We start from the raw sequence: 22,688 nt of genomic DNA, 5'->3' as shown, positions 1-22,688 counted from the left end.
AACGTTCTACCGGGTAGCGGTCCGCTCCTTCCGTGCGGCACCACGTACGGCACGGGAGCTCCGGTCCCCTCGGGAGGCGCGCTGCGTCGCGTGCCGTCCCAGACGCATCATGGCACGATCGGACCCGTGATGTAGCTCCCGTCTTCGTCGTACGGATAGGCGTTCGACCGGCAGCCGTTCAGGCCCTTGATCTGCTGCATCATCGCGGGGGCGAGCTTGCCCGGACCCGGGCAGGCCATGTGGGACCGGATGCCGATCTCGTGCCCCACCTCGTGGTTGATGATCAGGTGGCGGTACTCGGCGGCCCCGCCCGTGAAGGTCGGCGAGCCCAGCATCCACCGCTTGAGGTTCACGACGACGCCGTCGGTGGTCTCGCAGTTCAGCTCGCCGTGGGTGTCGAGGCCCTGGCGGAGGCAGAGGGCGTCCGCCGTGTCCGGGGTGGCGATCCGGATGACGAAGTCGGCGTTCTCCGAGACCAGCTGGAAGCGGCCCCGGCCGTGCGCCGCCCAGCTGCGCGGATGGGCCAGGATGCGCTGGATCTCGTCGGCCGCCTGGCGGGCCGAGAGCGCGATGCCGTCCTCGACCTGGACCCGGTAGCGGCGCAGGACCCCGCTGTCGCCGGTGGGGGCGCCGGCGGCCCGCGCGGTGGTGAAGGTCCCGGGACCGGACCGCGGCACCTCGGGCTTCTTCGGGGTGGGCTTCGGCGTGGGCGTGGGCGTCGGTGTGGGCGTCGCCTTCGGCTTCGGCTTCGGCGGGGTGGTGGCGGGCGCGGCCGTCGACGGGTCCGCCTCCCCCGCCGGGGGCCCGGACGCGGGCGGGGCCGCCGTGGCACCGGTCCCCGTGCCGTGGAAGTGGGCGAGGGCGGCACCGCCACCGAGCGCGAGGGACGCCAGGAGCAGGGCGGGGAGGACGAGCCGGCGCACGGGGCCGCGCCCGCCTCCGCTCCGTCGCCGGCTCCGTGTTCGTCGCTGTCCTGCGGATGCGGCACGCTTGCCCACGACAGACTTCTCCCCTGCTCGGCCGGTGTGGGGGAAGAGGGGGTGGGGCCTCGGAACCGGCTTTTTCTTTCCTGCGGTCCCGGGGATCGTACCGGCCCGTTCGAACACGCTCGAATGACGCGGGGCGGTATGTACGGGTCCGTTCCCCGGGAGCGGAACGCCCGGCCCCCCGGGGCGCTCCGGACGAAAGCCCAGGCCGGAGCGCGTGGGCACCCGCGACGAGGCGCGCACGAGTCCGGGGCGCGGCACGCGGGAGCCCGGACCGCGCCGCACACGCGCCCGGAACGAGACGCACGGAAGCCCTGGCCGCGCCGCACACGCGCCCGGAACGGAACGTGCGGGAGCCCGGGGCCACCGCCCCGGGCTCCCGCACACCGCTCACGCCGCTTTCGCGGACGTCAGCCCAGCGTCTCCGCCGCCGTCTCCGAGGAGTCCCGCAGGAACGCCGTGCAGCGCTCGTGCTCCTCCTTCTCGCCGATCTCCCCGGCCGCCCGCGCCAGGGCGTGCAGCGCGCGCAGGAAGCCCCGGTTCGGCTCGTGCTCCCACGGCACCGGGCCGTGGCCCTTCCAGCCGTTGCGGCGCAGCGCGTCCAGGCCCCGGTGGTAGCCGGTGCGGGCGTAGGCGTACGACTCGACGACCCGTCCGCCCTCGTAGGCGTCGTCGGCGAGGCGCGCCCAGGCGAGCGAGGAGGTCGGGTACTTCGCGGCGACCTCCGCCGGGTCCGTACCGTTCGCGAGCAGTTCGCGCGGTCCCGGCTCGTCGGGCAGGTGGGTGGGGGCCGGTCCCCCCAGCAGGTTCTCGTGGATGGCCATGGGGCCAGTCTGCCTCAGTGCGGGGCCGGACCCGGCGCCCGGCGGCCCCTCCGGGCCCGGCGCCCGGCGCCTCCGGGGCCCGGTCCCCGGGCCGGCCGCTCCGCCCGCTCCCCCGGTCCCGCCCCGGAACCGGCCGGCCTCAGGCCGTCCGCAGCCGCGCCGCCGCCCCGACCAGCGCGTCCACGCCCCGTTCCGCCTTGGCGCGGGGGCAGCCCACGTTCAGCCGGACGAAGCCCGGGGTGCCGTACGTCCCGCCCGGCATGATCGCGACCTTCTCCGCCGTCACCAGCTCCTCCTGGAGCCGGGCCTCCCCGATCCCCAGGGGCCGCAGGTCGATCCAGGCCAGGTAGCCGGCCTGCGGCGGCTCCCAGACCACCCCGGGGAGACCCTCCGCCAGCCGCTCCCGGACCAGCTCCATCGTGCCCGCGACGTAGCCGCGCAACTCGTCCAGCCAGGCCGCGCCGTGCCGGTACGCGGCGATGTGAGCGGTCAGCGAGAGCACGGCGGGCGAGGCGAGCCCCTCGCCGGTCTCCACGCGCCGGACGAAGGCCTCCCGCTCGGCGGGGTCGCCGAGAACCCCGTAGGAGCCGGAGAGCGCGGGGAAGTTGAACGCCTTCGTGGCCGAGGTGATCATCGCCCAGCGGCGGCCCCGGCCCGGTTCCGCGATCCGGGCCCACGGCACGTGCCGGTGCCCCTCCGCGGTCAGGTCCGCGTGGATCTCGTCGCTGACGACGCTCACCCCGTGACGGTCGGCCAGCGCGGCGAAGCCGGTCAGCTCCTCCTCCGTCCACACCCGGCCGGTCGGGTTGTGCGGGGAGCAGAGCAGCAGCATCCGGCTGTCCGGCCGGGCCAGCTCGCGCTCCAGGGCCTCCGCGTCCCCGACCGGGACCCCGCGCGGCTCGCGCCCGAGCCCGGTGACGGCCTTGCGGAAGCCGTCGTACGTGGGGGTGTGGACGACCACGCCGTCACCGGGCCCGGTCCACATCCGGAGGAGCTGCGAGAGCTGGCTGAGGACCGAGGGCGCGTACACCAGGGAGTCCGGGTCGATCAGGGTGCCGTGCCGGCTCGCGTACCAGTGGCACACCGCCTCCCGGAAGCCGCCGAGCCGCCAGTCCGTGTAGCCGAGGACCCCGTGGTCGACGCGCTCGCGGAGGGCGGCGAGCACCTCCGGCGGGGAGGCGAAGTCCATGTCGGAGATGGTGAAGGGGAGCAGGTCGGACACGCCGAAGCGGGCCGCGGTCCCGTCCCACTGGACCGACCAGGTGCCGCGCCGGTCGATCTCCCGGTCGAAGTCGTACATCAGGCCCTCCCTCCGGCGCGCGAAGGGTCCGGTGCCCCGCGGGGCACCGGACCCTTCGTTCACACGACCGCTTCGTTACTTCAGCTTCGTACCGGTCGAGCGCAGCGCGGCGCACGCCTCGGTCACCCGGGCGGCCATGCCGGCCTCGGCCAGCTTGCCCCAGGTGCGCGGGTCGTAGGTGGACTTCTTGCCCACCTCGCCGTCGACCTTCAGGACACCGTCGTAGTTGCGGAACATGTGGTCCACGACCGGGCGGGTGAAGGCGTACTGGGTGTCGGTGTCGAGGTTCATCTTCACGACGCCGTTCTCCAGGGCGGTGGCGATCTCCTCGGCCGTCGAACCCGAACCGCCGTGGAAGACGAAGTCGAACGGGTCGGCCTTGCCGAACTTCGCGGCCACGCCGGCCTGGAGGTCCTTGAGCAGCTCGGGACGGAGGACGACGTTGCCCGGCTTGTAGACGCCGTGCACGTTGCCGAAGGAGGCGGCGAGCAGGTAGCGGCCCTTCTCGCCCAGGCCCAGGGCCTCGGCGGTGCGGATCGCGTCGTCCACGGTGGTGTACAGCTCGTCGTTGATCTCGTGGCTGACGCCGTCCTCCTCGCCGCCGGTCGGGGTGATCTCGACCTCGAGGATGATCTTGGCGGCGGCGGCCTTCGCGAGCAGCTCCTGGCCGATGGCCAGGTTGTCCGCGAGGGTCTCGGCGGAGCCGTCCCACATGTGCGACTGGAACAGCGGGTTGCCGCCGGCCTTGACGCGCTCGGCGGAGACGTCGAGCAGCGGGCGGACGTAGCCGTCCAGCTTGTCCTTCGGGCAGTGGTCGGTGTGCAGGGCGACCGTGATGTCGTACTTCGCGGCGACGATGTGCGCGAACTCGGCCAGGGCGACGGCGCCCGTGACCATGTCCTTGTTGTACTGACCGCCCAGGAACTCGGCACCGCCGGTCGAGATCTGGATGATGCCGTCGCTCTCGGCCTCCGCGAAACCGCGCAGCGCAGCGTGCAGGGTCTGGGACGAGGTCACGTTGATGGCCGGGTAGGCGAACTTGCCTGCCTTCGCCCGGTCGAGCATCTCGTTGTAGACCTCGGGGGTTGCGATGGGCATTCGTCCGCTCCTTGTGATGTGCGGGGTGTGTGCTGTTGCTGTCCCTGACCTGGGGGCGACGTCATCGTCGCCCCCATCCTTCCAGACTCTTCCCCGGGCTCCCACGGGCCCGGCACGCCGAGGGGCGGGGTGTTTCACGTGAAACACCCCGCCCCGGGGCAAAGCAGCAGGTCGGAGCCGAATCCGGCGCGGCCGGAGGCCCACTTCACGACTTCGCGGCGGTTACGCCAGGCCAAGATCCCCGAGCTGGTAGGCGGTGAGGTACGGAAGCTCCGCCTCCGCGATGGCGCCGGCGGCGCCCCGGTCCACGATCGTGGCCACGGCGACGACCTCGCCGCCCGCCTCGCGGACGGCCTCGACGGCGGTCAGCGGCGAACCGCCGGTGGTCGAGGTGTCCTCCACGACGAGGCAGCGGCGGCCCTTGACGTCCGTCCCCTCGATGCGGCGCTGCATGCCGTGCGCCTTCTGCGCCTTCCGCACGACGAAGGCGTCGAGACGCCGCCCGCGCGCGGCGGAGGCGTGCAGCATCGAGGTGGCGACCGGGTCGGCGCCCAGCGTCAGACCGCCGACGCAGTCGAAGTCCAGGTCGGCGGTGAGGTCGAGCATGACCCGGCCCACCAGTGGCGCGGCCTCGCCGTCCAGCGTGATCCGGCGCAGGTCGATGTAGTAGTCGGCTTCCCGACCCGAGGAGAGGGTCACCTTGCCGTGCACCACGGCCTTGTCCTTGATCTGCTGGAGCAGGTCAGCGCGTACGTCAGTCATGCTCCCGAGCTTAAGGGGCCGCCCGTCCGCCGGCGCCTCCCGGCCGGGGGGCCGCTCACGGGCGCCGCCAGCTCCAGGTGCTCTCCATCTCCAGGGGGTCGATCGGGGTGACCAGGCGCGGAAGGGTGTTGAGGCCGTTCGGGGGGCCGGACTGCGGCTCGACGCAGACCGCCTCCGCCGGCTCGTCGTAGACCACGACCCACTCGGAGCGGGAGGTGATCCTCAGCTCCAGCTCCTCCGGCCAGGTGAGGGTGACGTCGACGCCGCCGGGCATGCCGAAGCAGTCGTCCCAGGGGCCGGGCAGGGGGGCGATCCGGCGGCCGGTGGGGAGGTGGTTCTCGCCGCGCTCCTCCTGCCAGGCGGGCGTGAAGTCGAGCCGCACGTCCTGGCCGCCCCGACCGAGGTTGCGCAGGAACCACGGGTGCCAGCCGGCCTGGGCCGGGAAGGAGTCGTCGTGGGCCTCGACGCCGAAGCGGAGCGTGAGGGAGTCCCCGGTCAGCTCGAAGACCTGGGTGACCCGGCCCGCGTACGGCCAGGGGTCGCCCAGCTCGCAGACGAACACGGCCTCGGTCGCGGAGGCGCGGGCGGTCTTCCAGGCGAGGTCGCGGACGGTGCCGTGGATGGCGTGCGGGGGCGCGTTGAGCGGGAGCCGGTGGAGGGTGGCGCCGTCGCGGAAGCGCCCGTTCTCGGTCCGTCCGCACCAGGGCACCATCGGGAAGCACCCGTACCGCTCGCCCTGGCGCAGCACCTCGGTGCCGCCGACGCGCAGGCTCTCGATCCGGCAGCCGTTCTCGGGGCTGATGGTCAACTCGGCGTCGCCCGCCGACAGTCGTGTCTGCATGCTCACCCCCCGACCCTAATCCCGCGGGGCACGGAACGCGGCCGGACGCCTCAGCGGCGTCGCCGCAGGGCCCGGCCGACGACGACGGCGGAGGCGAGCGCGAGGGCCGCGGCCGGCGCGAGCCAGCGCAGGGTGGCGCCGGCGCCGATCGCCTCGGGGGCGGGAACGGGGGCGTACCGGCCGCGCGGCGGGGCGTGGTCGACCTCCTCGGCGCTCCTCCCGATCATGGTCCGGCGGGCGTGGGCGGCCTCGGCGGCGGGCTGCGGGGCGGGGAACGCGACCGGCGCCCCGTCGGGGTCCCCGTCGGGAAGGGGGCCGGGCACGGACGGCGGCACCGGCGCGTCGAAAAGGCCGGCGGGCTCCTCCACGCCGTCGTCCACACCGTCCTCGTCGGCGGTGCCGGCGGTGCCGGGGCCGTCGGTGGCCCGCCCGGAGCCGGGGAGGGAGGGTTCCTGCGCGCCGCCGGCCGGGGCCTCCGCCGTCCCGGGCTCCTCCGGAAGGGCCGTCCCGGGCTCCTCCGGAAGGGCCCCGCCGGACTCCTCCGCGACTCCCGCCACCGCCTCCACGAACCGGCCGAGGAGACGGGCGGCCGCCGTGGACCGGGCCTCGTCCGTCGCGTCGGCGAGCCGGCCGGTCGCCGTCAGGGCGCCCGTGAAGAGCATGCTCGTGCCCTCCGCCACCGGGGTGAGGACGACGGTGAGCGACAGCTCCGCCCCGCCCTTGCCCCGGACCTCGGCGCCCTCGCCCTCGTAGGTGATGGCGCCGTCCCGCTCGACGATCCGCAGCGCGCCCCGGTAGGTGATGGTGTTGCCGCCGGTCCTGACCTTGAGCCGGCCCGTGAGGGGGTCCGCCTCCGCGTCGGCGTCCCGCTGGAAGCCGGGGACGCAGCGCACCACGCGGGCCGGGTCCGTGAGCGCCGCGCGCAGGGCCTCGGCCGGTACCGGGACGAACACCTCATGCTCCATGGGAGCCGAGCCTACTCAGGCCGGGGCGCCGCGTCGCCCGTTCGCCCCGTACCGCGTCACCCGTTCGCCCCCGCACCGGGACGCGCGCGTCCCGTCCGTTCAGCCGCCGTACCGCGGATGGACCAGGGTGGAGGGCGGCTGCGCGGCGCCCCGGGTCCGTTCGGCACGGCGCGCGGCGGCCTCCAGGGCGTCCGCGTCGAGCGAACGCGGCCGGGGCGCGTCGGGGGCGAGGCCGAGGGCGGGCGGCCGGATGCCCGGAGCCGCCAGGAGGAAGCCCCAGTCGCCGGGCCCCCGTCCCGTGCCGCTGCGCCGGTCGGCGCGGTCGGGGCCGGCGGCGAAGCCGGGGGTGCGGCCGCTCGCGCTGTACGGGCGGGTGGCGAAGCCGGCGGCGCGCAGGGTGGCGTCGACCGTCCAGTAGGCGCGGGGGCGGTCGGTGACCGACCCGGCGTGGACGGAGAGCCGCCCGGAGCCGGAGAGGACCCGGGCGACGAGCCCGTAGAACTCCTCCGAGTACAGCTTGGTGCTGGGCGTGATCCCGGGGTCCGGCAGGTCGGAGACCACCACGTCGTACCGTTCCCGCGCCCGGTCGGCGGCGCCGCGCAGCCAGTGGAAGGCGTCCGCCCGGACCACCCGGACGCGCGGGTCCCCGAACGCCCGCCCGTTGAGCCGGGCGAGCGCCGGGTCGGTCCGGGCGAGGCGCACGACCCCGGGGTCGAGTTCCACGACGGTCACCGAGCGGACCCCGGTGTGGCGCAGCACCTCGCGGACGGCCATCCCGTCCCCTCCCCCGACGATCAGCACGCGCGCGTGCGGGCCGTTCATCGCGGGGTGGACGAGCGCCTCGTGGTAGCGGTACTCGTCCTGGCCCGCCACCCGGAGCCGGCCGTCGAGGAACAGGTCCGGGGGCCCCTCCGGGCCCCCCGTCACCACGACCTCCTGGACGTCGGTGTGGACGGCGACCCGCACGTGCTCCCCGTACACGGCCCGGCGCGCGGCCCGTTCGAAGTCGTCCACGAGCACGGTCGCGGTGGCGAGGAGGGCCAGGACGCACAGGTTCACGGCCAGGAGCAGGGTCCGGGAGCGGGCGGTCAGGTCGCGGCGGAACACCCAGAGGACGAGGCCGCCGCCCGCGACCGCGTTCACCGCCCCGGTGACGAGCGCGCCGGTGAGCTGGCCGAGCCAGGGCAACAGCAGGAACGGGAAGGCGAGGCCGCCGGCCAGCGCGCCGACGTAGTCGGCGGCGAAGAGGTCGGCGACCGTCCCGGCGGCGTCGTCCGGTTCTCCGGGAGCCGCCTTCCCCCCGGCCCGCTGCATCAGCGACATCAGGAGCGGGATCTCCGCGCCGATGAGCACCCCGATGGCGAGCGAGAACGCGACGACCACGTACCGCGATTCGCCGAGCCAGGCGAAGGCCGCGTACAGCGCCATCGCCGAGCAGCCGCCGACGAGCGCGAGCCCGGCCTCGACCAGGCCGAAGCCGACGGCGGCGCGACAGCGCAGCCGTTTGGCGAGGAGCGAGCCCACCCCCATCGCGAAGACCATCACGGAGAGCACGACGGAGGCCTGGGTGACCGAGTCCCCGATCAGGTAGGAGGCGAGCGCCACCAGTTCGAGTTCGTAGACCAGGCCGCAGGCTGCGCAGACGAAGACCACCGCGAGGACCGGGAACCGCACCGTCCCCCGGGGTCGTACGGGCCGTCGGGCGGGCGGCCGGGTGGGCGGCCGTCTCACCCGCCCGGGCGGCATGGTCACGGTCGGCTCGATCATGGTCGTAACGCTACGTCACTCCCCGTACGCCTCCTGTCACCCATGCGAGTGCACCGGGCGCACCGGGGGGCGCACGGGGGTGTGCCGCGCATGGGTTCCGGAGGAGGCGCACACGGCCGCCCGGGGCGCGGTCCGGGCGGCCGCCGGACCACCGGTCCCGGCTTTCGTCCGGCGCGCACGGGCGCCCGGGGCGCGGCCGGCGGCACCTCGGCCCAGGACACGGCCGACGGCACCTCAGCCCAGGACACGGCCGACGGCACCTCGGCTCAGGACACGACCGACGGCATCCGCGCGCCGACCCTGGTCCGGGTCACCACCAACTGCCCTTCCTGCGGGTAGGCGTGCCAGGTGCGCCAGCGCACCTGGCCCTCGTGGCGGTGGGCCAGCATCGCGGTGAAGGCGTGCGGGGAGCCGGGGAAGGTGCCCGCGAGTCCGTGGGGGTGGTCGGCGACGAGGGCGAGCAGTTCCTGGGCCCGGCCCGCGAAGGAGCCGCTGGAGAGCGTCTCGACGCGCGCGGCGAACTCGTACTCCCAGCCGTTGACGCGCTTGGACACGCCGAGCGGGAGCGGGGTGCTGCTGCCGGGCATGCACGCCACGGTCTCCGAACAGGTGCGCCCCTCCTCCTCCAGGAGGACCTGGTGGGAGGCGCCTAGGAGCCTCAACTGAATCTTCGCGCCGGTGAGTTCGAGGTCGAGCACGGCGAGCGAGGGCAGTGGTTCCCGCCCGAGGGCCCAGGCCAGGTCGGCCGCGCGCGTGTCGGTGTAGGAGGTCTTCAGGGTGGTGAGCATGGGTCGGCTCCGCAAACACGGTTTGGCGGGTGGGCCGGGGGCGCCCCGGTGAAGGGTTCAGCGGGAGTGGGGAATCGCCGGCTCGGGTCCACACACGGTCCGAGGGCTGTCTCTGTCAGGAGCGAGAGAACCACGCTCGTCGGACGAGTCGCAGTGTTTTTACCCAACTTGCTGTGTTTTCCAACCCCTTCGGGGCCCTTACAGTTCACTTGTTCAATCAAAACCGGTCGGCGGCCGGTCGGCGGCCGGTCGGCGGCCGGTCGGCGGCCGGCCGGTGGCCGGCCGCCCGTGTGCTCAACTCCCGCCGCAGCCGGAGCCGCAGGAGCTCCCGGAGCTGCACGAGCTTCCGGAGCCACAGGAGGTGCCGGAGCCGCAGGAGGTGCCGCCGCCCCCGTCGGCCCAGCTCCTGCCCTTCCGCTTCCCGCGCCGCGAGCCGGTGCCCCGGGCGGACACGGCGTGGTAGTCGGAGAGGGCGCGGCGGATGACGGCGCGCCGGGCGGCCGACGCCTCGCGGCGCCTCTTCGTGGCGGAGACGAGACCGATGGCGACCAGGGCCCCCACGACGACGATGACGATTCCCATGTGTGTTTCCCCCCATTCTTCTGTGCGGGGGAGATTCCCACGCCGCTCGCGCGCCAAAGCGCACTTGAGCAAGTCCAGAGCTTGACCCCAGGATGACGGACATGACACGACCGCCGCTCAACCGCCGCCTCGCCGGGTTCGGCACGACGATCTTCGCCGAGATGTCCGCGCTCGCCGCCAGGACCGGGGCGATCAACCTCGGCCAGGGCTTCCCCGACACCGACGGCCCGGAGGAGATCCGGGAGGCGGCGGTGCGCGCCCTGCGGGACGGCCGGGGCAACCAGTACCCGCCCGGTCCGGGCGTCCCCGAGCTGCGGACGGCGATCGCGGACCACCAGCGGAAGCGGTACGGGGCGGAGTACGACCCCGACACGGAGGTCCTGGTCACGGCGGGTGCCACCGAGGCCATCGCGGCGGCGCTGCTCGCCCTGGTCGAGCCGGGCGACGAGGTCATCGCCCTGGAGCCGTACTACGACTCGTACGCGGCCTGCGTCGCGATGGCCGGCGGCACCCGCGTCCCCGTCACCCTCCGCCCCCGCGGGGGCTCCTTCGTCCTCGACCTGGACGAGCTGCGGGCCGCCGTCACCGACCGGACCCGGCTGCTCCTGCTCAACACCCCGCACAACCCCACCGGCACCGTCCTCACCCGGGCCGAGCTGGCCGCCGTCGCGGAGCTGGCGGTCGAGCGGGACCTGCTCGTCGTCACGGACGAGGTCTACGAGCACCTGGTCTTCGACGACGCCGAGCACGTACCGCTCGCGACGTTCCCCGGCATGCGGGAACGCACGGTCACCCTCTCGTCGGCCGGCAAGACGTTCTCGTTCACCGGCTGGAAGGTCGGCTGGGCCGTGGCGGACGCCCCGCTGATCGCCGCCGTCCGCACCGCCAAGCAGTACCTGACGTACGTGAGCGCGGGTCCCTTCCAGTACGCGGTCGCCGAGGCGCTGCGCCTGCCGGACGCGTACTTCGACGGCCTCCGCGCCGACCTGCGGCGCAAGCGCGACCTGCTCGGCGACGGCCTGCGGGCGGCCGGGTTCGAGGTCTACGTGCCCCGGGGCACGTACTTCATCACCACCGACATCACCCCCCTCGGGGAGGAGGACGCCCACGCCTTCTGCCGCTCCCTGCCCGAACGCTGCGGCGTCGTCGCCATCCCCAACTCCGTCTTCTACGACGATCCCGGCGCCGGACGCGGCCAGGTCCGCTTCGCGTTCTGCAAGCGGGACGACGTCCTCGCCGAGGCCGTCGCCCGGCTGGGGCGCCTGGCGGCCTGAGCCCGGACGCGCCGGCGTCCGCCGCCGGTTCCGCCGTGTCCACGGGTCCGCTCCCCGCGCTCCGCGGCCCGTCCCCCCGGTGGGGCCGGTGCGGCGGGCGCCCCGGGACGCGAAGGAGCCCGGCCCCTCCTGACGGGAGGGACCGGGCTCCTTCGCGTGCGCCGGGTGGCGGAGGCTCAGGCCTCGTCGCCGCCGGCCTTGTCCTCGGGGGACTCCAGGCCGAACTGCTCCACGATCCACTTGTCGAACTCGATGGAGGCGCGGACCCAGCTCACCGTGGAGGACACGAAGTGCTCCAGGGCGACGCCGGTGCCGATCAGCATCTGTGCCTCGCCGATGAGGCGGAGGGTGGCGGAGCCGTCCTCCTCCTCGTGCAGGTGGGTGTAGACCTTGGGCCACAGGGTGCGGCGGTTCCAGTCGTCGATCGCGTCGAGGATCTTCGCGCGGTCGTCGGCCGAGTGGGGGCGGTCGTAGAACGTCCGGACCGAGAAGACCTGCTGCTCCTCCTCGCCGCGGAACATGAAGTAGGTTCGGAACTCCTCCCACGGAGCCGCGAGGTCGCCTTCGTCGTCGACGACGTACTTCAGTTCCATCTGGTCGAGGAGCTGCTTGACGAGGTCCTGGTCGGGGACGACGGGGCCCGCCGGTCCTGCGGCCTGAGGCTGGGGCTGGCCCCCGAAATTCGGAATCGAGGACGGGTCGATGCTCACCGTGTATTTCCCTTCGTACGGATGCTCGCCATCCTCCCCCATCCCGGGCGGTCCGTGGCAACCCCGGCTTCCGGCGATCCGCTGCGGGCTGACAGGATCCGGTGCCCATGGGGGACGACGGGAACACGGAGCGGAAGCCGGCGAAGCGGCGCGGGCGGACCTGGATCTGGGTGTCGGCGCTGTCGGTGGTGTTCTGCGGCGGGCCGACGGCCCTGCTGTTCTGGGGCGCCGCGGCCTGGGACGACGCCGGGAAGCCGAAGCCGGCCGACTGCGCCGAGGTGATGGCCTTCGCCCGGGGGTCGCTGCCGGCGGACGTCCGGGACGCCCGGTGCACGGCCGCCCACTGGCAGGACACGCTGGCCGTGGCCGAATTCCGCACGGGGCGGGCCGGGGTCGCGGCCTGGCTGGCCGCGACCTACCCGGCCGGGAGGCCCGCGTCCTCCTGCGAGCGGGACGTGTGCGTGGACGTGGCGTACGGCCAGGAGCTGTACGTCCGCGTCCTGGTCGCGTACGAGGACGGGAAGACCGCCCTCGTACGCGTCAGGGCCTTCGACACCTGACCCGGCGGGCTCACCGGGCCGGGCCCACCACCAGACCGTCCCCGGAGCGGTCCACCCGGACCGTGTCGCCGTCCTGGATCTCGCCCGCCAGGATCTCCCTGGCGAGCCGGTCGCCGATCGCCGTCTGGATGAGGCGGCGCAGCGGCCGGGCGCCGTACGCGGGGTCGTTGCCCTCCTCCGCCAGCCACTCCAGGGCCTCCGGGGTGACGTCCAGGGCGAGGCGGCGGTCGGCGAGCCGCTTGGCGAGCCGGTCGATCTGGAGCCGCGCGATCCGGCCCAGCTCGGTCCGGTCGAGGGCCGAGAAGACCACCAGGTCGTCCAGCCGGTTCAGGAACTCCGGCTTGAAGCTGGCCCGCACCACCTCCATGACCTGCTGCTTCTTGACCTCCTCCGAGGTCGTCGGCTCGACCAGGTACTGGCTGCCCAGGTTCGAGGTCAGGATCAGGATGGTGTTGCGGAAGTCCACCGTCCGGCCCTGCCCGTCGGTGAGCCGTCCGTCGTCCAGGACCTGGAGCAGGATGTCGAAGACCTCCGGGTGCGCCTTCTCCACCTCGTCCAGGAGGACCACGCTGTACGGGCGGCGGCGGACCGCCTCCGTGAGCTGGCCGCCCTCCTCGTAGCCGACGTAGCCGGGGGGCGCGCCGACGAGCCGGGCGACGGAGTGCTTCTCGCCGTACTCCGACATGTCGATGCGGATCATGGCCCGCTCGTCGTCGAAGAGGAAGTCCGCGAGCGCCTTCGCCAGCTCGGTCTTGCCGACGCCGGTCGGGCCGAGGAAGAGGAAGGAGCCGGTGGGCCGGTCGGGGTCCGCGATCCCGGCGCGGGTGCGGCGCACGGCGTCGGAGACGGCCCGCACGGCCTCGGTCTGGCCGATGAGCCGCCTGCCCAGCTCGTCCTCCATGCGGAGCAGCTTCTGCGTCTCGCCCTCCAGGAGGCGGCCGGCGGGGATGCCGGTCCAGGAGCCGACCACGTCGGCGATGTCGTCGGGGCCGACCTCCTCCTTGACCATCGTGTCCTTCGCGGACTCCTGCCGGGCCTCGGCCTCGGAGGCCTCCTCCAGCTCCCGCTCCAGGGCGGGGATCTCCCCGTACAGCAGCTTGGAGGCGGTGTCGAAGTCGCCGTCCCGCTGGGCGCGCTCGGCGCGGCCGCGGGCCTCGTCCAGGCGTTCCTTCAGCTCGCCGACCCGGTTGAGGGACTGCTTCTCCTTCTCCCAGCGGGCGGTGAGGCCGCGCAGCTCCTCCTCGCGGTCCGCGAGGTCCCGGCGCAGCTTCTCCAGGCGCTGCTTGCTCGCCGCGTCCGTCTCGTTCTTCAGGGCCAGCTCCTCCATGCGGAGCCGGTCCACCGCGCGCTGGAGCTCGTCGATCTCGACGGGGGACGAGTCGATCTCCATGCGGAGCCGGGAGGCGGCCTCGTCGACGAGGTCGATGGCCTTGTCGGGGAGGAAGCGGGAGGTGATGTACCGGTCGGAGAGGGTCGCGGCGGCCACCAGGGCGGAGTCGTTGATCTGCACCTTGTGGTGGGCCTCGTAGCGGCCCTTGAGCCCGCGCAGGATCGCGATGGTGTCCTCGACCGTCGGCTCGGCCACCAGGACCTGCTGGAAGCGGCGCTCCAGGGCGGGGTCCTTCTCGATCCGCTCGCGGTACTCGTCCAGGGTGGTCGCGCCGACCATGCGCAGCTCGCCGCGGGCCAGCATCGGCTTGAGCATGTTGCCCGCGTCCATGGCGGAGTCGCCTCCGGCGCCCGCGCCGACGACGGTGTGCAGCTCGTCGATGAAGGTGATGATCCGGCCGTCGCTCTCCTTGATCTCGGAGAGGACGGTCTTCAGGCGCTCCTCGAACTCGCCGCGGTACTTGGCGCCGGCGACCATCGCGCCGAGGTCGAGCGAGACCAGCCGCTTGTCCTTCAGGGACTCGGGGACGTCGCCCTTCACGATCCGCTGGGCGAGGCCCTCCACGACGGCGGTCTTGCCGACGCCGGGCTCCCCGATGAGGACCGGGTTGTTCTTGGTGCGGCGGGAGAGCACCTGGACCACGCGCCGGATCTCGTGGTCGCGGCCGATGACCGGGTCCAGCCTGCCCTCGCGCGCGGCGGCGGTGAAGTCCGTGCCGAACTTCTCCAGTGCCTTGTACTGCCCTTCCGGGTCGGGTGTGGTCACCCGGCGTCCTCCCCTGTTCGTCTCGAAGGCGGCGAGCAGCCTCTCGGCGCTCGCGCCCTGCTCGCCGAGGATCTCACCGGTCCGGCCGCCCTTGGCGGCGATGCCGATGAGCAGGTGCTCGGTGGAGACGAACTCGTCTCCCAGTTCCCCGGCTCGCCGCGTGGCGTCCGCGACGACCGCGAGCAGTTCCCGGTCGGGCTGCGGGGGCGCGACCGTGGAGCCGGTGACGCTCGGCCGGGCGGCGAGCAGCCGCTCCGCCCCGGAGCGCACGGCGGCCTGGTCGGCGTCGACGGCGGCGAGCAGGTCGGTGATGTTCTCGTTGTCCCGGCCGGCGAGGAGGGCGAGCAGCAGATGGGCCGGGGTCAGGTCCGAGTGCCCTTCGGTCACGGCACGGCTGCTCGCCGCGTTGAGCGCGTCCCGGCTCCTGTTGGTCAGTTCGGCGTCCATGTGCGGTGCTCCTCCTCGGCGTGCGGTCGCTCCGTGGGCCCCTTGCCGGAGCCACGATTTCCATGACCCTCACAGAGTACACAAACTTGAGCCTGGTTCGCTCAAGTCGGCGGAGGGAATCCCGCCCGGGTAGTTTCCGGTCATGGCAACGGACCCCAGGAACCCCACCGACTCGTACCTCGCCTTCTGGCGCGAACGTCACATGTGCACCCTCACCACCCCCCGCCCGGACGGCACGCCGCACGTGGTGGCGGTCGGCGTCACGTACGACCCCGCGAACGGGTACGCGCGCGTGATCACCAACGGGAAGAGCCGGAAGGTCGCCAACGTCCTGGCGGCGGGCCCGGAGGGCGCGCGGGTCGCGGTCTGCCAGGTCGACCGGGGGCGCTGGGCCACCCTGGAGGGCGTCGCCCGCGTCCGCACGGAGCCGGAGGCCGTGGCGGACGCCGTCGCCCGCTACGCCGAGCGGTACGGGCGCACCCCGTCCCCGAACCCGGACCGGGTCGTCATCGAGATCGCCCTCACCCGGGCGATGGGCCGCGCCTGACCCCGCGCGGGACCGCGGAAGGGCCTCCCGGCCCGGCGGACACACGGGGACGGGCTGCGGCCTCGGCCCGGGACGTACGGGCGCGGGGGACGTCGGCGGGCCGGGACGTACGGGCGCGGGGGCGTACGGGCGCGAGGGGGACGTCGGCCGGGAGCGTACGCGCGGGGGCGCCTCCCGGTCGGGGGCGCACGGGCGCAGCACAGCGGCGCCATCGCGTTTCAGGTCCGCGATGGCGCCGCTGTGTGGGGGAAGTGCCTGGGCGACCTATGACGACGGGGGGATCGCTCAGGCACTGCGGGGGGTGGCGGTGATGGTCTCGGGTTCGATCAGCTGGTGGTCCCGCTGGTCGAGGTTGACGAAGATCATGCCGTACCGGACGGCACAGCGGATGGGCTGCGGCGCGCCGCGCGGGCGGCGCAGGCACCGGTACGCGCGCACGTCCTCGTCCTGTTCTCGCGCGACGACGACCGGCTCGCCGAAGAGGGTGATCCTCAGCGAGTCGCCACGGTGGGGGATGGCCGTGGCGAGATCGACGAAGTGCCAGCCGGAGCGGTAGGCCGAAGCCATCTCCCGGCGGAACCTGCGGTCGTCCGGCGGGACGGTCACGCTTCCGCACCCGCCCGGACGGTGTCCCAGGTCGGCTCGTCCTTGGCCGGCGCGACGTCCCACGTCGGCTCGGGGAAACCGGCGGAGACGACGTCCCACGTCGGCTCCGAACCCCTGGCCGGCGCGACGTCCCACGTCGGCTCGGGGAAACCGGCGGAGACGACGTCCCACGTCGGCTCCGAGCCCCTGGCGGGCGCGACGTCCCAGGTGGGCTCACCCGGAAGAGCGACGACGTTGCCCGCGGGCGGCGTGTCCCACGTCGGCTCCCCCACGGCGAAGACTCCGAGAGTAGCCGCGGCAGCGAAAGCTATGCCGCCAAGTGCACGAACCATCCTGGTCATGGCCGATCTCCACCTCTTTTGATCATTACCTCCCCCGCAGATAAGACGATGGCTCACTCCGAACCCTTCCACCAGAAGCACCAGGCATCATGTTCCTGTAATTCAGGACCCTGAGGGGGGCGCAAATGGAGCCCAAACGCTGCGAAACGGGCAGCGCGCACGGCCCGGAAGAGCTGTGCGACGCGGGAAAGCTCCTCTACGCCGCCGCGCTGAGAGCCGGCCGCGTGTCCCGGGCGGACGCCGAACGGGCCCCCTGCCTGGTCGACCTCGCCCTGCTGCACCCCGACCCGGACGAGAGCCAGTGGCTGCGGCCCGTCCCGCCCTCCATCGCGCTCAACAAGCTGATCCACCCCATCGAGCAGGAGATACAGAAGCGGCGCCAGGAGGCCATATCCCTGGCCGACACGTTCGAGCCGTTCATGACGATCCACGCTCCGGACCCGGCCGCCACCCAGGTCATCACCGTCCTCGAAGGCCTCAGCCTCATCAACGCGACCCTCGACCGGGTCATCAACGAGTGCGCCGAGGAACTCCTCACCATCCAGCCCGGCAGCGGGCGCAAGCCCGAGGTCGTCCAGGCGGGGCTGCGCCGCGTGGAACCGCTCGTGGCGCGCGGCATACGGATGCGGACCCTCTACCAGCACACCGCCCGCCACCACTCCGCGACCATGGGGTACGTCGAGCGCATCAGCCCCCACGGCCTGGAGGTCCGCACCCTCGAGGAGATCATCGACCGCCTGATCATCGTCGACCGCAAGGTCGCCTTCGTGCCGGCGCGCAGCGACCGCCAGGTCGCCCTGGAACTGCGCCACGAAGGGCTCGTGCAGTACCTCGTCGGCGTCTTCGACCAGTTCTGGCTGCACGGCGTGCCCTGGGAGGAGGAGATCCCCTACAGCCCGTCCGTGGACGGCATAGGCGGCGTCCAGCGCTCCATCGCCAAGCTCCTCGTCGAGGGCCACGTGGACGAGGCCATCGCCCGCCGGCTCGGCATGAACGTGCGCACCTGCCGGGCCCACATCGCCAAACTCGCCGCCGCCCTCGGCAGCGGGAGCCGGGCCCAGCTGGGCTACCTCATCGCCCAGTCCGGCCTTCTCGAACGGGAGGACTGACCGCCGTGTACGTACGCGTCGACCTCGACGGGCCCGCCGGCACCCTCCGGGTCTCCGGACACGGGCTGCCCACCGTGGAACTCGTGCGGGCCCCCGGGACCGCCCCCGACAACCACACCCCGATAGGGACCCGGAAGGCGGCCCTGCTGACCCTGACCGTCGACGGGGAGCCCGCCGCGATCCGGCCCGCCCGGGGACGGCTGCTGCGGCGCTCCTACCGCGTGGACGTGCGGACCGCCGGCGGCGTCCGCCACCGGCTGACGCCCTGCGGCCACACCGACAGCCGGCTCACCCGGAACGGGCGGCGGACCGGCACCCTGACCTCCTCCGGCGACGGCCGGGTCACCGACGCGTGGGAGCCCGGCGCGGCCCCCCTCGACATCGCCCTCGGCACCGCCCTGGCCGCCGCGTTCGGCACGGGGGCCGCGCCCTGGTTCGAGACGGTCGGCGAGATCGTCGCCGAGCTGATCCCCTGACCCGGACGCGCGTGAGGCCCCCTCCACCGTCGTGGAGGGGGCCTCACGCGTACCGCGGGGACTATTCGCCGCGCTTGGGGCGCCAGACCACCAGCGCGCTCGCCTGCTGCACGTCCTGGTACGGCACGAGGTCGCGCCGGTAGGAGGCGTGCACCTGGGCCTCGCGCTGCCGCATCGCCGCCGCCGCGCCGTCGAGGGCCGCCGACAGCTCGGCGATCCGGCTCTGGAGCGCCGCGACCTGGTTCTCCAGCTCGATGATGCGCTTGATCCCGGCCAGATTGATCCCCTCGTCCTGCGACAACTGCTGCACCTGGCGGAGCAGTTCGATGTCACGGGCCGAGTAGCGCCGTCCCCGGCCGGCCGTGCGGTCCGGGGAGACCAGGCCGAGCCGGTCGTACTGACGGAGGGTCTGGGGATGCAGACCGGAGAGCTGGGCCGCCACCGAGATGACGTACACCGGCGACTCGTCGGTCAGTTCGTACGGATTGCGTCGGCGCCCTTCCACCGGGTCACGCTCCCTTCGCGGCCTGGAACAGCTCGGCCCGCGGGTCCTCGGAGGCGGTCGCCTCGCGGTAGGTCTCCAGGGCCTCGCGTGCCTTGTCGTCCAGCTCCTTCGGCACGGCGACCTCGACCGTGACGAGGAGGTCGCCGCGCGTACCGTCCTTGCGGACCGCGCCCTTGCCCCGGGCGCGCATGGTGCGGCCGTTCGGCGTGCCCGCGGGCAGCTTGAGCGTGACCGCGGGACCGCCGAGGGTCGGCACCCTGATCTCGCCGCCGAGCGCCGCCTCCGTGAAGGAGACCGGCACCGTGACGGTGAGGTTGTCGTCCTTGCGGCCGAAGACCGGGTGGGCGTCGACGTGCACGACGACGTACAGGTCGCCGTTGGGCCCGCCGCGCTCGCCCGGGGTCCCCTTGCCGCGCAGCCTGATCCGCTGCCCGTCGGAGACGCCCGCCGGGATGCGGACCTGCATGGTGCGGGAGGACTTGGCCCGGCCGCTGCCCTTGCAGACCTCGCAGGGGTCCTCGGCGATGAGGCCGCGCCCCTTGCAGTCGACGCAGGGGTCGGTGAGGGAGAAGCCGCCGCCGCTGCCGCGCGACACCTGGCCGGTGCCGACGCAGGTCGGGCACACCCGGGGCGTGCCGTTCTTGTCGCCGGTGCCCGAACACGCCGCGCACGGCTGCTGGCTGGACATCCGCAGCGGTACGGTCGCGCCCTCGATCGCCTCGGTGAAGCTGAGCGTCACCTCGGACTCGATGTCCTGGCCGCGCCGCGGCTGGGTGCGCGCCCCGCCCCCGCCCCGGTTGAACAGGCCGCCGAACACGTCCCCGATGCCGCCACCGCCGAACCCGCCGGACCCGCCCTGGGCGCCTCCGAAGAGGTCGCCCAGGTCGAAGTTGAACGAGCCGCCCCCGGGACCGCCGCCCCTGAGGCCGCCGTTCCCGAAGAGGGCGCGGGCCTCGTCGTACTCCTTGCGCCGCTTGGGGTCGCCGAGGACGTCGTTCGCCTCGGAGATCTCCTTGAAGCGCTCCTCGGCCCTGGTGTCGCCCTTGTTGGCGTCCGGGTGGTTCTCGCGTGCGAGCTTCCGGTACGCCTTCTTGATCTCGGCCTCGGTGGCGTCCTTGGGGACGCCGAGAACCTTGTAGTAGTCCTTCTCGACGAAGTCCTTCGTGCTCATCGACGTCCCTCCTTCCGGACGATCGTTGCGTCACCCCTCCTCGGGGGCACCGCTCTCCTCGTCGGCCGACTTCTTCTCGTCCTTGGCCGGGGCCGCGCCCGGCTGGGGCTCGGCGACGGCCACGCGCGCGGGCCTGATGGTCCGCTCGCCGATCCGGTACCCGGGCTGCAGGATCGCCACGCAGGTCGTCTCGGTGACGTCCGGCGCGTACGAGTGCATCAGGGCCTCGTGGATCGTCGGGTCGAAGGGCTCGCCCTCCTTGCCGAACTGCTGCAGACCCATCTTGGCGACGACGGTCTCCAGCGATTCGGCCACCGACTTGAACCCGCCCACGAGTTCGCCGTGGTCCCGGGCCCGGCCGACGTCGTCGAGCACGGGAAGGAGCTCGGACAGGAGGCTCGCGACGGCGATCTCCTTGACCGTGACCCGGTCCCGCTCCACGCGGCGGCGGTAGTTCTGGTACTCGGCCTGGAGCCGCTGGAGGTCCGCGGTGCGCTCGTCGAGCGCGGAACGGGCCTGGTCCAGCTGGGCGGTGAGGCCCGCGGCGGCGGCCGTCTTCTGGCTGTTCGCGTCCCCGGCCGGGGCCGTCGCGTCCTCCTGGGCGGAGTTCTCGACGGCCTCGGCGGCGTCGTCAGGGGTGGCGCCGGAGGGGACGTCGGGCTTCTCCTCGAAGCCCGGGGTCTCCTCGGTCACGCCTGGCCACCCTTCTTGGGCTCGTCGTCGACGATCTCGGCGTCGACGACGTCGTCGTCCGCCTTCGCCTGGCCGGCACCGGCGTCGCCGCCGGCGGCCTGCGCGCCCTGGGCGTCGGCGTACAGCGCCTGGCCGAGCTTCTGCGAGACGGCGGCGACCTTCTCGGTGGCCGTGCGGATCTCGGCGGTGTCCTCGCCCTTGAGCTTCTCCTTCAGCTCGGCGAGAGCGCCCTCGACCTCGGTCTTGACGTCACCGGGGACCTTGTCCTCGTTGTCCTTGAGGAACTTCTCCGTCTGGTAGACGAGCTGCTCGCCCTGGTTGCGGGACTCGGCGGCCTCGCGGCGGCGGTGGTCCTCCTCCGCGTACTGCTCGGCCTCCTGGCGCATCCGGTCGACCTCGTCCTTCGGCAGCGAGGAGCCGCCGGTGACGGTCATCTTCTGCTCCTTGCCCGTGCCCAGGTCCTTCGCGGTCACGTGCATGATGCCGTTGGCGTCGATGTCGAAGGCGACCTCGATCTGCGGGACGCCGCGCGGGGCCGGCGGCAGACCGGTCAGCTCGAACATCCCGAGCTTCTTGTTGTACGCCGCGATCTCGCGCTCGCCCTGGTAGACCTGGATCTGCACGGACGGCTGGTTGTCCTCGGCCGTCGTGAAGATCTCGGACCGCTTGGTCGGGATCGTGGTGTTGCGCTCGATGAGCTTGGTCATGATGCCGCCCTTGGTCTCGATGCCGAGGGACAGCGGGGTGACGTCGAGGAGCAGGACGTCCTTGACCTCGCCCTTGAGGACACCGGCCTGGAGGGCGGCGCCGATGGCGACGACCTCGTCCGGGTTGACGCCCTTGTTGGCCTCGCGGCCGCCGGTCAGCTCCTTGACCAGCTCGGCGACGGCCGGCATGCGGGTCGAGCCGCCGACGAGGACGACGTGGTCGATCTCGGAGAGCTGGATGCCCGCGTCCTTGATGACGTTGTGGAACGGCACCTTGCAGCGCTCCAGGAGGTCCTGGGTGAGCTGCTGGAACTGGGCGCGCGTGAGCTTCTCGTCCAGGTGCAGCGGGCCCTCGGCGGAGGCCGTGATGTAGGGCAGGTTGATCGTGGTCTCGGTCGAGGACGAGAGCTCGATCTTGGCCTTCTCGGCCGCCTCGCGCAGGCGCTGGAGCGCCATCTTGTCCTTGGCCAGGTCCACGCCGTGGCCGTTCTGGAACTGCGTCACCAGGTAGTCGACGACGCGCTGGTCCCAGTCGTCACCACCGAGGTGGTTGTCGCCGTTGGTGGCCTTCACCTCGACGACGCCGTCGCCGATCTCCAGGAGGGACACGTCGAAGGTGCCGCCACCGAGGTCGAAGACGAGGATCGTCTGGTCGTCCTTGTCGAGGCCGTAGGCCAGGGCGGCCGCGGTCGGCTCGTTGACGATGCGCAGGACGTTGAGGCCCGCGATCTCGCCGGCCTCCTTGGTGGCCTGGCGCTCGGAGTCGTTGAAGTAGGCCGGAACGGTGATGACCGCGTCGACGACCTTCTCGCCCAGGTACGCCTCGGCGTCGCGCTTCAGCTTCTGCAGGATGAAGGCGCTCATCTGCTGCGGGTTGAAGTTCTTGCCGTCGATCTCGATCTTCCAGTCGGTGCCCATGTGGCGCTTGACCGACCGGATGGTCCTGTCGACGTTGGTGACCGCCTGGCGCTTGGCGACCTCGCCGACGAGCACCTCGCCGTTCTTCGCGAAGGCGACGACGGACGGCGTGGTCCTGGCGCCCTCGGCGTTGGTGATGACGGTGGGCTCGCCGCCTTCCAGAACGCTGACGACGGAGTTAGTCGTGCCCAGGTCGATGCCGACCGCACGTGCCATTTCGATTCCTCCAGCTGCCTGACTTGAGTGGTACTGGCTCAAGGATGCACCACACCCGGCATCGAGTCAACAGACGTGAGTCGATGCGACTCAACTCTTCGGTCTTCCCTCCACTCAAAGGGCCGTCACGTCATCCGAAGAGCCGCCACGCCACTCGAAGAACCGCGACGCCCCGGGGAGCCGCCACGCGCCCCAAGGACCGCCGCACCGGGAGGACGCGCGTCATTCCCCGCTCCGGCGGGGTGCCCCGTGAGAGAGTCCGGGTGCCCCTTCCCGGGCATAGCAGGCATATTCCATGAATGTCCGACGATTCCCGTTCGTCCCACCCCGAAAGGGGCGG

Annotated in this window: 23 protein-coding genes; 5 read left to right on the top strand and 18 right to left on the bottom strand. The window is 73.0% G+C overall.

Annotated elements, in window-relative coordinates; translation table 11 throughout:
- Positions 1–107: 107 nt before the first annotated feature.
- The 10 genes from ACZ3IL_RS11150 to ACZ3IL_RS11105 form a co-directional block, all read right to left on the bottom strand.
- Positions 108–923 (bottom strand): DUF3152 domain-containing protein, encoded by an 816-nt coding sequence (locus tag ACZ3IL_RS11150; RefSeq protein WP_467388869.1) that lies wholly within the window; start codon positions 921–923, stop codon positions 108–110.
- 473 nt (positions 924–1,396) lie between these two features.
- A complete protein-coding gene (locus ACZ3IL_RS11145) occupies positions 1,397–1,810 on the bottom strand; it encodes a DUF3151 domain-containing protein (protein WP_467388867.1) in 414 nt (137 codons plus the stop codon).
- Between the two features lie 139 nt (positions 1,811–1,949).
- The gene (locus ACZ3IL_RS11140; protein WP_467388865.1) at positions 1,950–3,110 is read right to left on the bottom strand and encodes a MalY/PatB family protein; all 1,161 of its coding nucleotides are present in this window, start codon (positions 3,108–3,110) and stop codon (positions 1,950–1,952) included.
- 75 nt (positions 3,111–3,185) lie between these two features.
- On the bottom strand, positions 3,186–4,208 hold the full coding sequence (gene fbaA, locus ACZ3IL_RS11135) for a class II fructose-bisphosphate aldolase (protein WP_467388863.1): 1,023 nt from the start codon (positions 4,206–4,208) through the stop codon (positions 3,186–3,188).
- Between the two features lie 222 nt (positions 4,209–4,430).
- On the bottom strand, positions 4,431–4,970 hold the full coding sequence (gene pyrE, locus ACZ3IL_RS11130) for an orotate phosphoribosyltransferase (protein WP_467388861.1): 540 nt from the start codon (positions 4,968–4,970) through the stop codon (positions 4,431–4,433).
- A gap of 55 nt (positions 4,971–5,025) precedes the next feature.
- The gene (locus tag ACZ3IL_RS11125) at positions 5,026–5,811 is read right to left on the bottom strand and encodes an aldose epimerase family protein (RefSeq protein ID WP_467389292.1); all 786 of its coding nucleotides are present in this window, start codon (positions 5,809–5,811) and stop codon (positions 5,026–5,028) included.
- 50 nt (positions 5,812–5,861) lie between these two features.
- Positions 5,862–6,776 (bottom strand): SRPBCC family protein, encoded by a 915-nt coding sequence (locus ACZ3IL_RS11120; protein WP_467388859.1) that lies wholly within the window; start codon positions 6,774–6,776, stop codon positions 5,862–5,864.
- 99 nt (positions 6,777–6,875) lie between these two features.
- Positions 6,876–8,522, bottom strand: coding sequence for a polyamine aminopropyltransferase (locus ACZ3IL_RS11115; RefSeq protein ID WP_467389290.1), 1,647 nt, complete (start codon positions 8,520–8,522; stop codon positions 6,876–6,878).
- 287 nt (positions 8,523–8,809) lie between these two features.
- Positions 8,810–9,331 (bottom strand): DUF2617 family protein, encoded by a 522-nt coding sequence (locus ACZ3IL_RS11110; RefSeq protein ID WP_467388857.1) that lies wholly within the window; start codon positions 9,329–9,331, stop codon positions 8,810–8,812.
- Positions 9,332–9,625: 294 nt separating this feature from the next.
- A complete protein-coding gene (locus tag ACZ3IL_RS11105; protein WP_467388855.1) occupies positions 9,626–9,913 on the bottom strand; it encodes a hypothetical protein in 288 nt (95 codons plus the stop codon).
- Positions 9,914–10,014: 101 nt separating this feature from the next.
- On the opposite strand from ACZ3IL_RS11105, the gene ACZ3IL_RS11100 reads away from it, so the two are divergent.
- Positions 10,015–11,187 (top strand): pyridoxal phosphate-dependent aminotransferase, encoded by a 1,173-nt coding sequence (locus ACZ3IL_RS11100; RefSeq protein WP_467388853.1) that lies wholly within the window; start codon positions 10,015–10,017, stop codon positions 11,185–11,187.
- 176 nt (positions 11,188–11,363) lie between these two features.
- Here the strand turns inward: ACZ3IL_RS11100 and ACZ3IL_RS11095 are convergent, their stop codons facing one another.
- Positions 11,364–11,897: a type III secretion system chaperone family protein gene (locus tag ACZ3IL_RS11095; protein WP_467388851.1), complete on the bottom strand. Its 534-nt coding sequence runs from the start codon at positions 11,895–11,897 to the stop codon at positions 11,364–11,366.
- Between the two features lie 107 nt (positions 11,898–12,004).
- Between ACZ3IL_RS11095 and ACZ3IL_RS11090 the strand changes: the two genes are divergently transcribed.
- Positions 12,005–12,457: a hypothetical protein gene (locus ACZ3IL_RS11090; protein WP_467388849.1), complete on the top strand. Its 453-nt coding sequence runs from the start codon at positions 12,005–12,007 to the stop codon at positions 12,455–12,457.
- Positions 12,458–12,467: 10 nt separating this feature from the next.
- On the opposite strand, the gene clpB is transcribed toward ACZ3IL_RS11090, so the two are convergent.
- On the bottom strand, positions 12,468–15,059 hold the full coding sequence (gene clpB, locus ACZ3IL_RS11085) for an ATP-dependent chaperone ClpB (protein WP_467388847.1): 2,592 nt from the start codon (positions 15,057–15,059) through the stop codon (positions 12,468–12,470).
- Between the two features lie 142 nt (positions 15,060–15,201).
- Between clpB and ACZ3IL_RS11080 the strand changes: the two genes are divergently transcribed.
- Positions 15,202–15,606: a pyridoxamine 5'-phosphate oxidase family protein gene (locus ACZ3IL_RS11080; protein WP_467388845.1), complete on the top strand. Its 405-nt coding sequence runs from the start codon at positions 15,202–15,204 to the stop codon at positions 15,604–15,606.
- A 285-nt stretch (positions 15,607–15,891) separates the two neighbouring features.
- On the opposite strand, the gene ACZ3IL_RS11075 is transcribed toward ACZ3IL_RS11080, so the two are convergent.
- Together ACZ3IL_RS11075 and ACZ3IL_RS11070 are read right to left on the bottom strand one after the other, a co-directional pair.
- Positions 15,892–16,212 carry a (2Fe-2S)-binding protein gene (locus tag ACZ3IL_RS11075; protein ID WP_388691288.1) on the bottom strand — a complete coding sequence of 107 codons (321 nt, stop codon included), beginning with the start codon at positions 16,210–16,212 and terminating at the stop codon, positions 15,892–15,894.
- The gene (locus tag ACZ3IL_RS11070) at positions 16,209–16,484 is read right to left on the bottom strand and encodes a hypothetical protein (RefSeq protein ID WP_467388842.1); all 276 of its coding nucleotides are present in this window, start codon (positions 16,482–16,484) and stop codon (positions 16,209–16,211) included. Before ACZ3IL_RS11070 ends, ACZ3IL_RS11075 begins: the two co-directional genes overlap by 4 nt.
- 194 nt (positions 16,485–16,678) lie before the next feature.
- Between ACZ3IL_RS11070 and ACZ3IL_RS11065 the strand changes: the two genes are divergently transcribed.
- Together ACZ3IL_RS11065 and ACZ3IL_RS11060 are read left to right on the top strand one after the other, a co-directional pair.
- Positions 16,679–17,662 (top strand): helix-turn-helix transcriptional regulator, encoded by a 984-nt coding sequence (locus ACZ3IL_RS11065; protein WP_467388841.1) that lies wholly within the window; start codon positions 16,679–16,681, stop codon positions 17,660–17,662.
- 5 nt (positions 17,663–17,667) lie between these two features.
- Positions 17,668–18,138, top strand: a complete 471-nt coding sequence (locus tag ACZ3IL_RS11060; RefSeq protein WP_467388839.1) for a hypothetical protein — start codon at positions 17,668–17,670, stop codon at positions 18,136–18,138.
- Between the two features lie 61 nt (positions 18,139–18,199).
- On the opposite strand, the gene ACZ3IL_RS11055 is transcribed toward ACZ3IL_RS11060, so the two are convergent.
- The 4 genes from ACZ3IL_RS11055 to dnaK are packed head-to-tail and all read right to left on the bottom strand — an operon-like array spanning position 18,200 to position 22,348.
- The gene (locus tag ACZ3IL_RS11055) at positions 18,200–18,643 is read right to left on the bottom strand and encodes a heat shock protein transcriptional repressor HspR (RefSeq protein WP_467388837.1); all 444 of its coding nucleotides are present in this window, start codon (positions 18,641–18,643) and stop codon (positions 18,200–18,202) included.
- A 4-nt stretch (positions 18,644–18,647) separates the two neighbouring features.
- Positions 18,648–19,814 (bottom strand): molecular chaperone DnaJ, encoded by a 1,167-nt coding sequence (dnaJ, locus tag ACZ3IL_RS11050; RefSeq protein WP_467388835.1) that lies wholly within the window; start codon positions 19,812–19,814, stop codon positions 18,648–18,650.
- A 30-nt stretch (positions 19,815–19,844) separates the two neighbouring features.
- On the bottom strand, positions 19,845–20,507 hold the full coding sequence (gene grpE, locus ACZ3IL_RS11045) for a nucleotide exchange factor GrpE (RefSeq protein WP_467388833.1): 663 nt from the start codon (positions 20,505–20,507) through the stop codon (positions 19,845–19,847).
- A complete protein-coding gene (dnaK, locus tag ACZ3IL_RS11040) occupies positions 20,504–22,348 on the bottom strand; it encodes a molecular chaperone DnaK (protein ID WP_467388831.1) in 1,845 nt (614 codons plus the stop codon). The genes grpE and dnaK overlap by 4 nt, the downstream gene beginning before the upstream one ends.
- Positions 22,349–22,688 lie beyond the last annotated feature (340 nt).

This window comes from Streptomyces sp. NPDC014907 (assembly GCF_055562975.1).
This window is presented reverse-complemented; position numbering and strand designations above follow the sequence as displayed.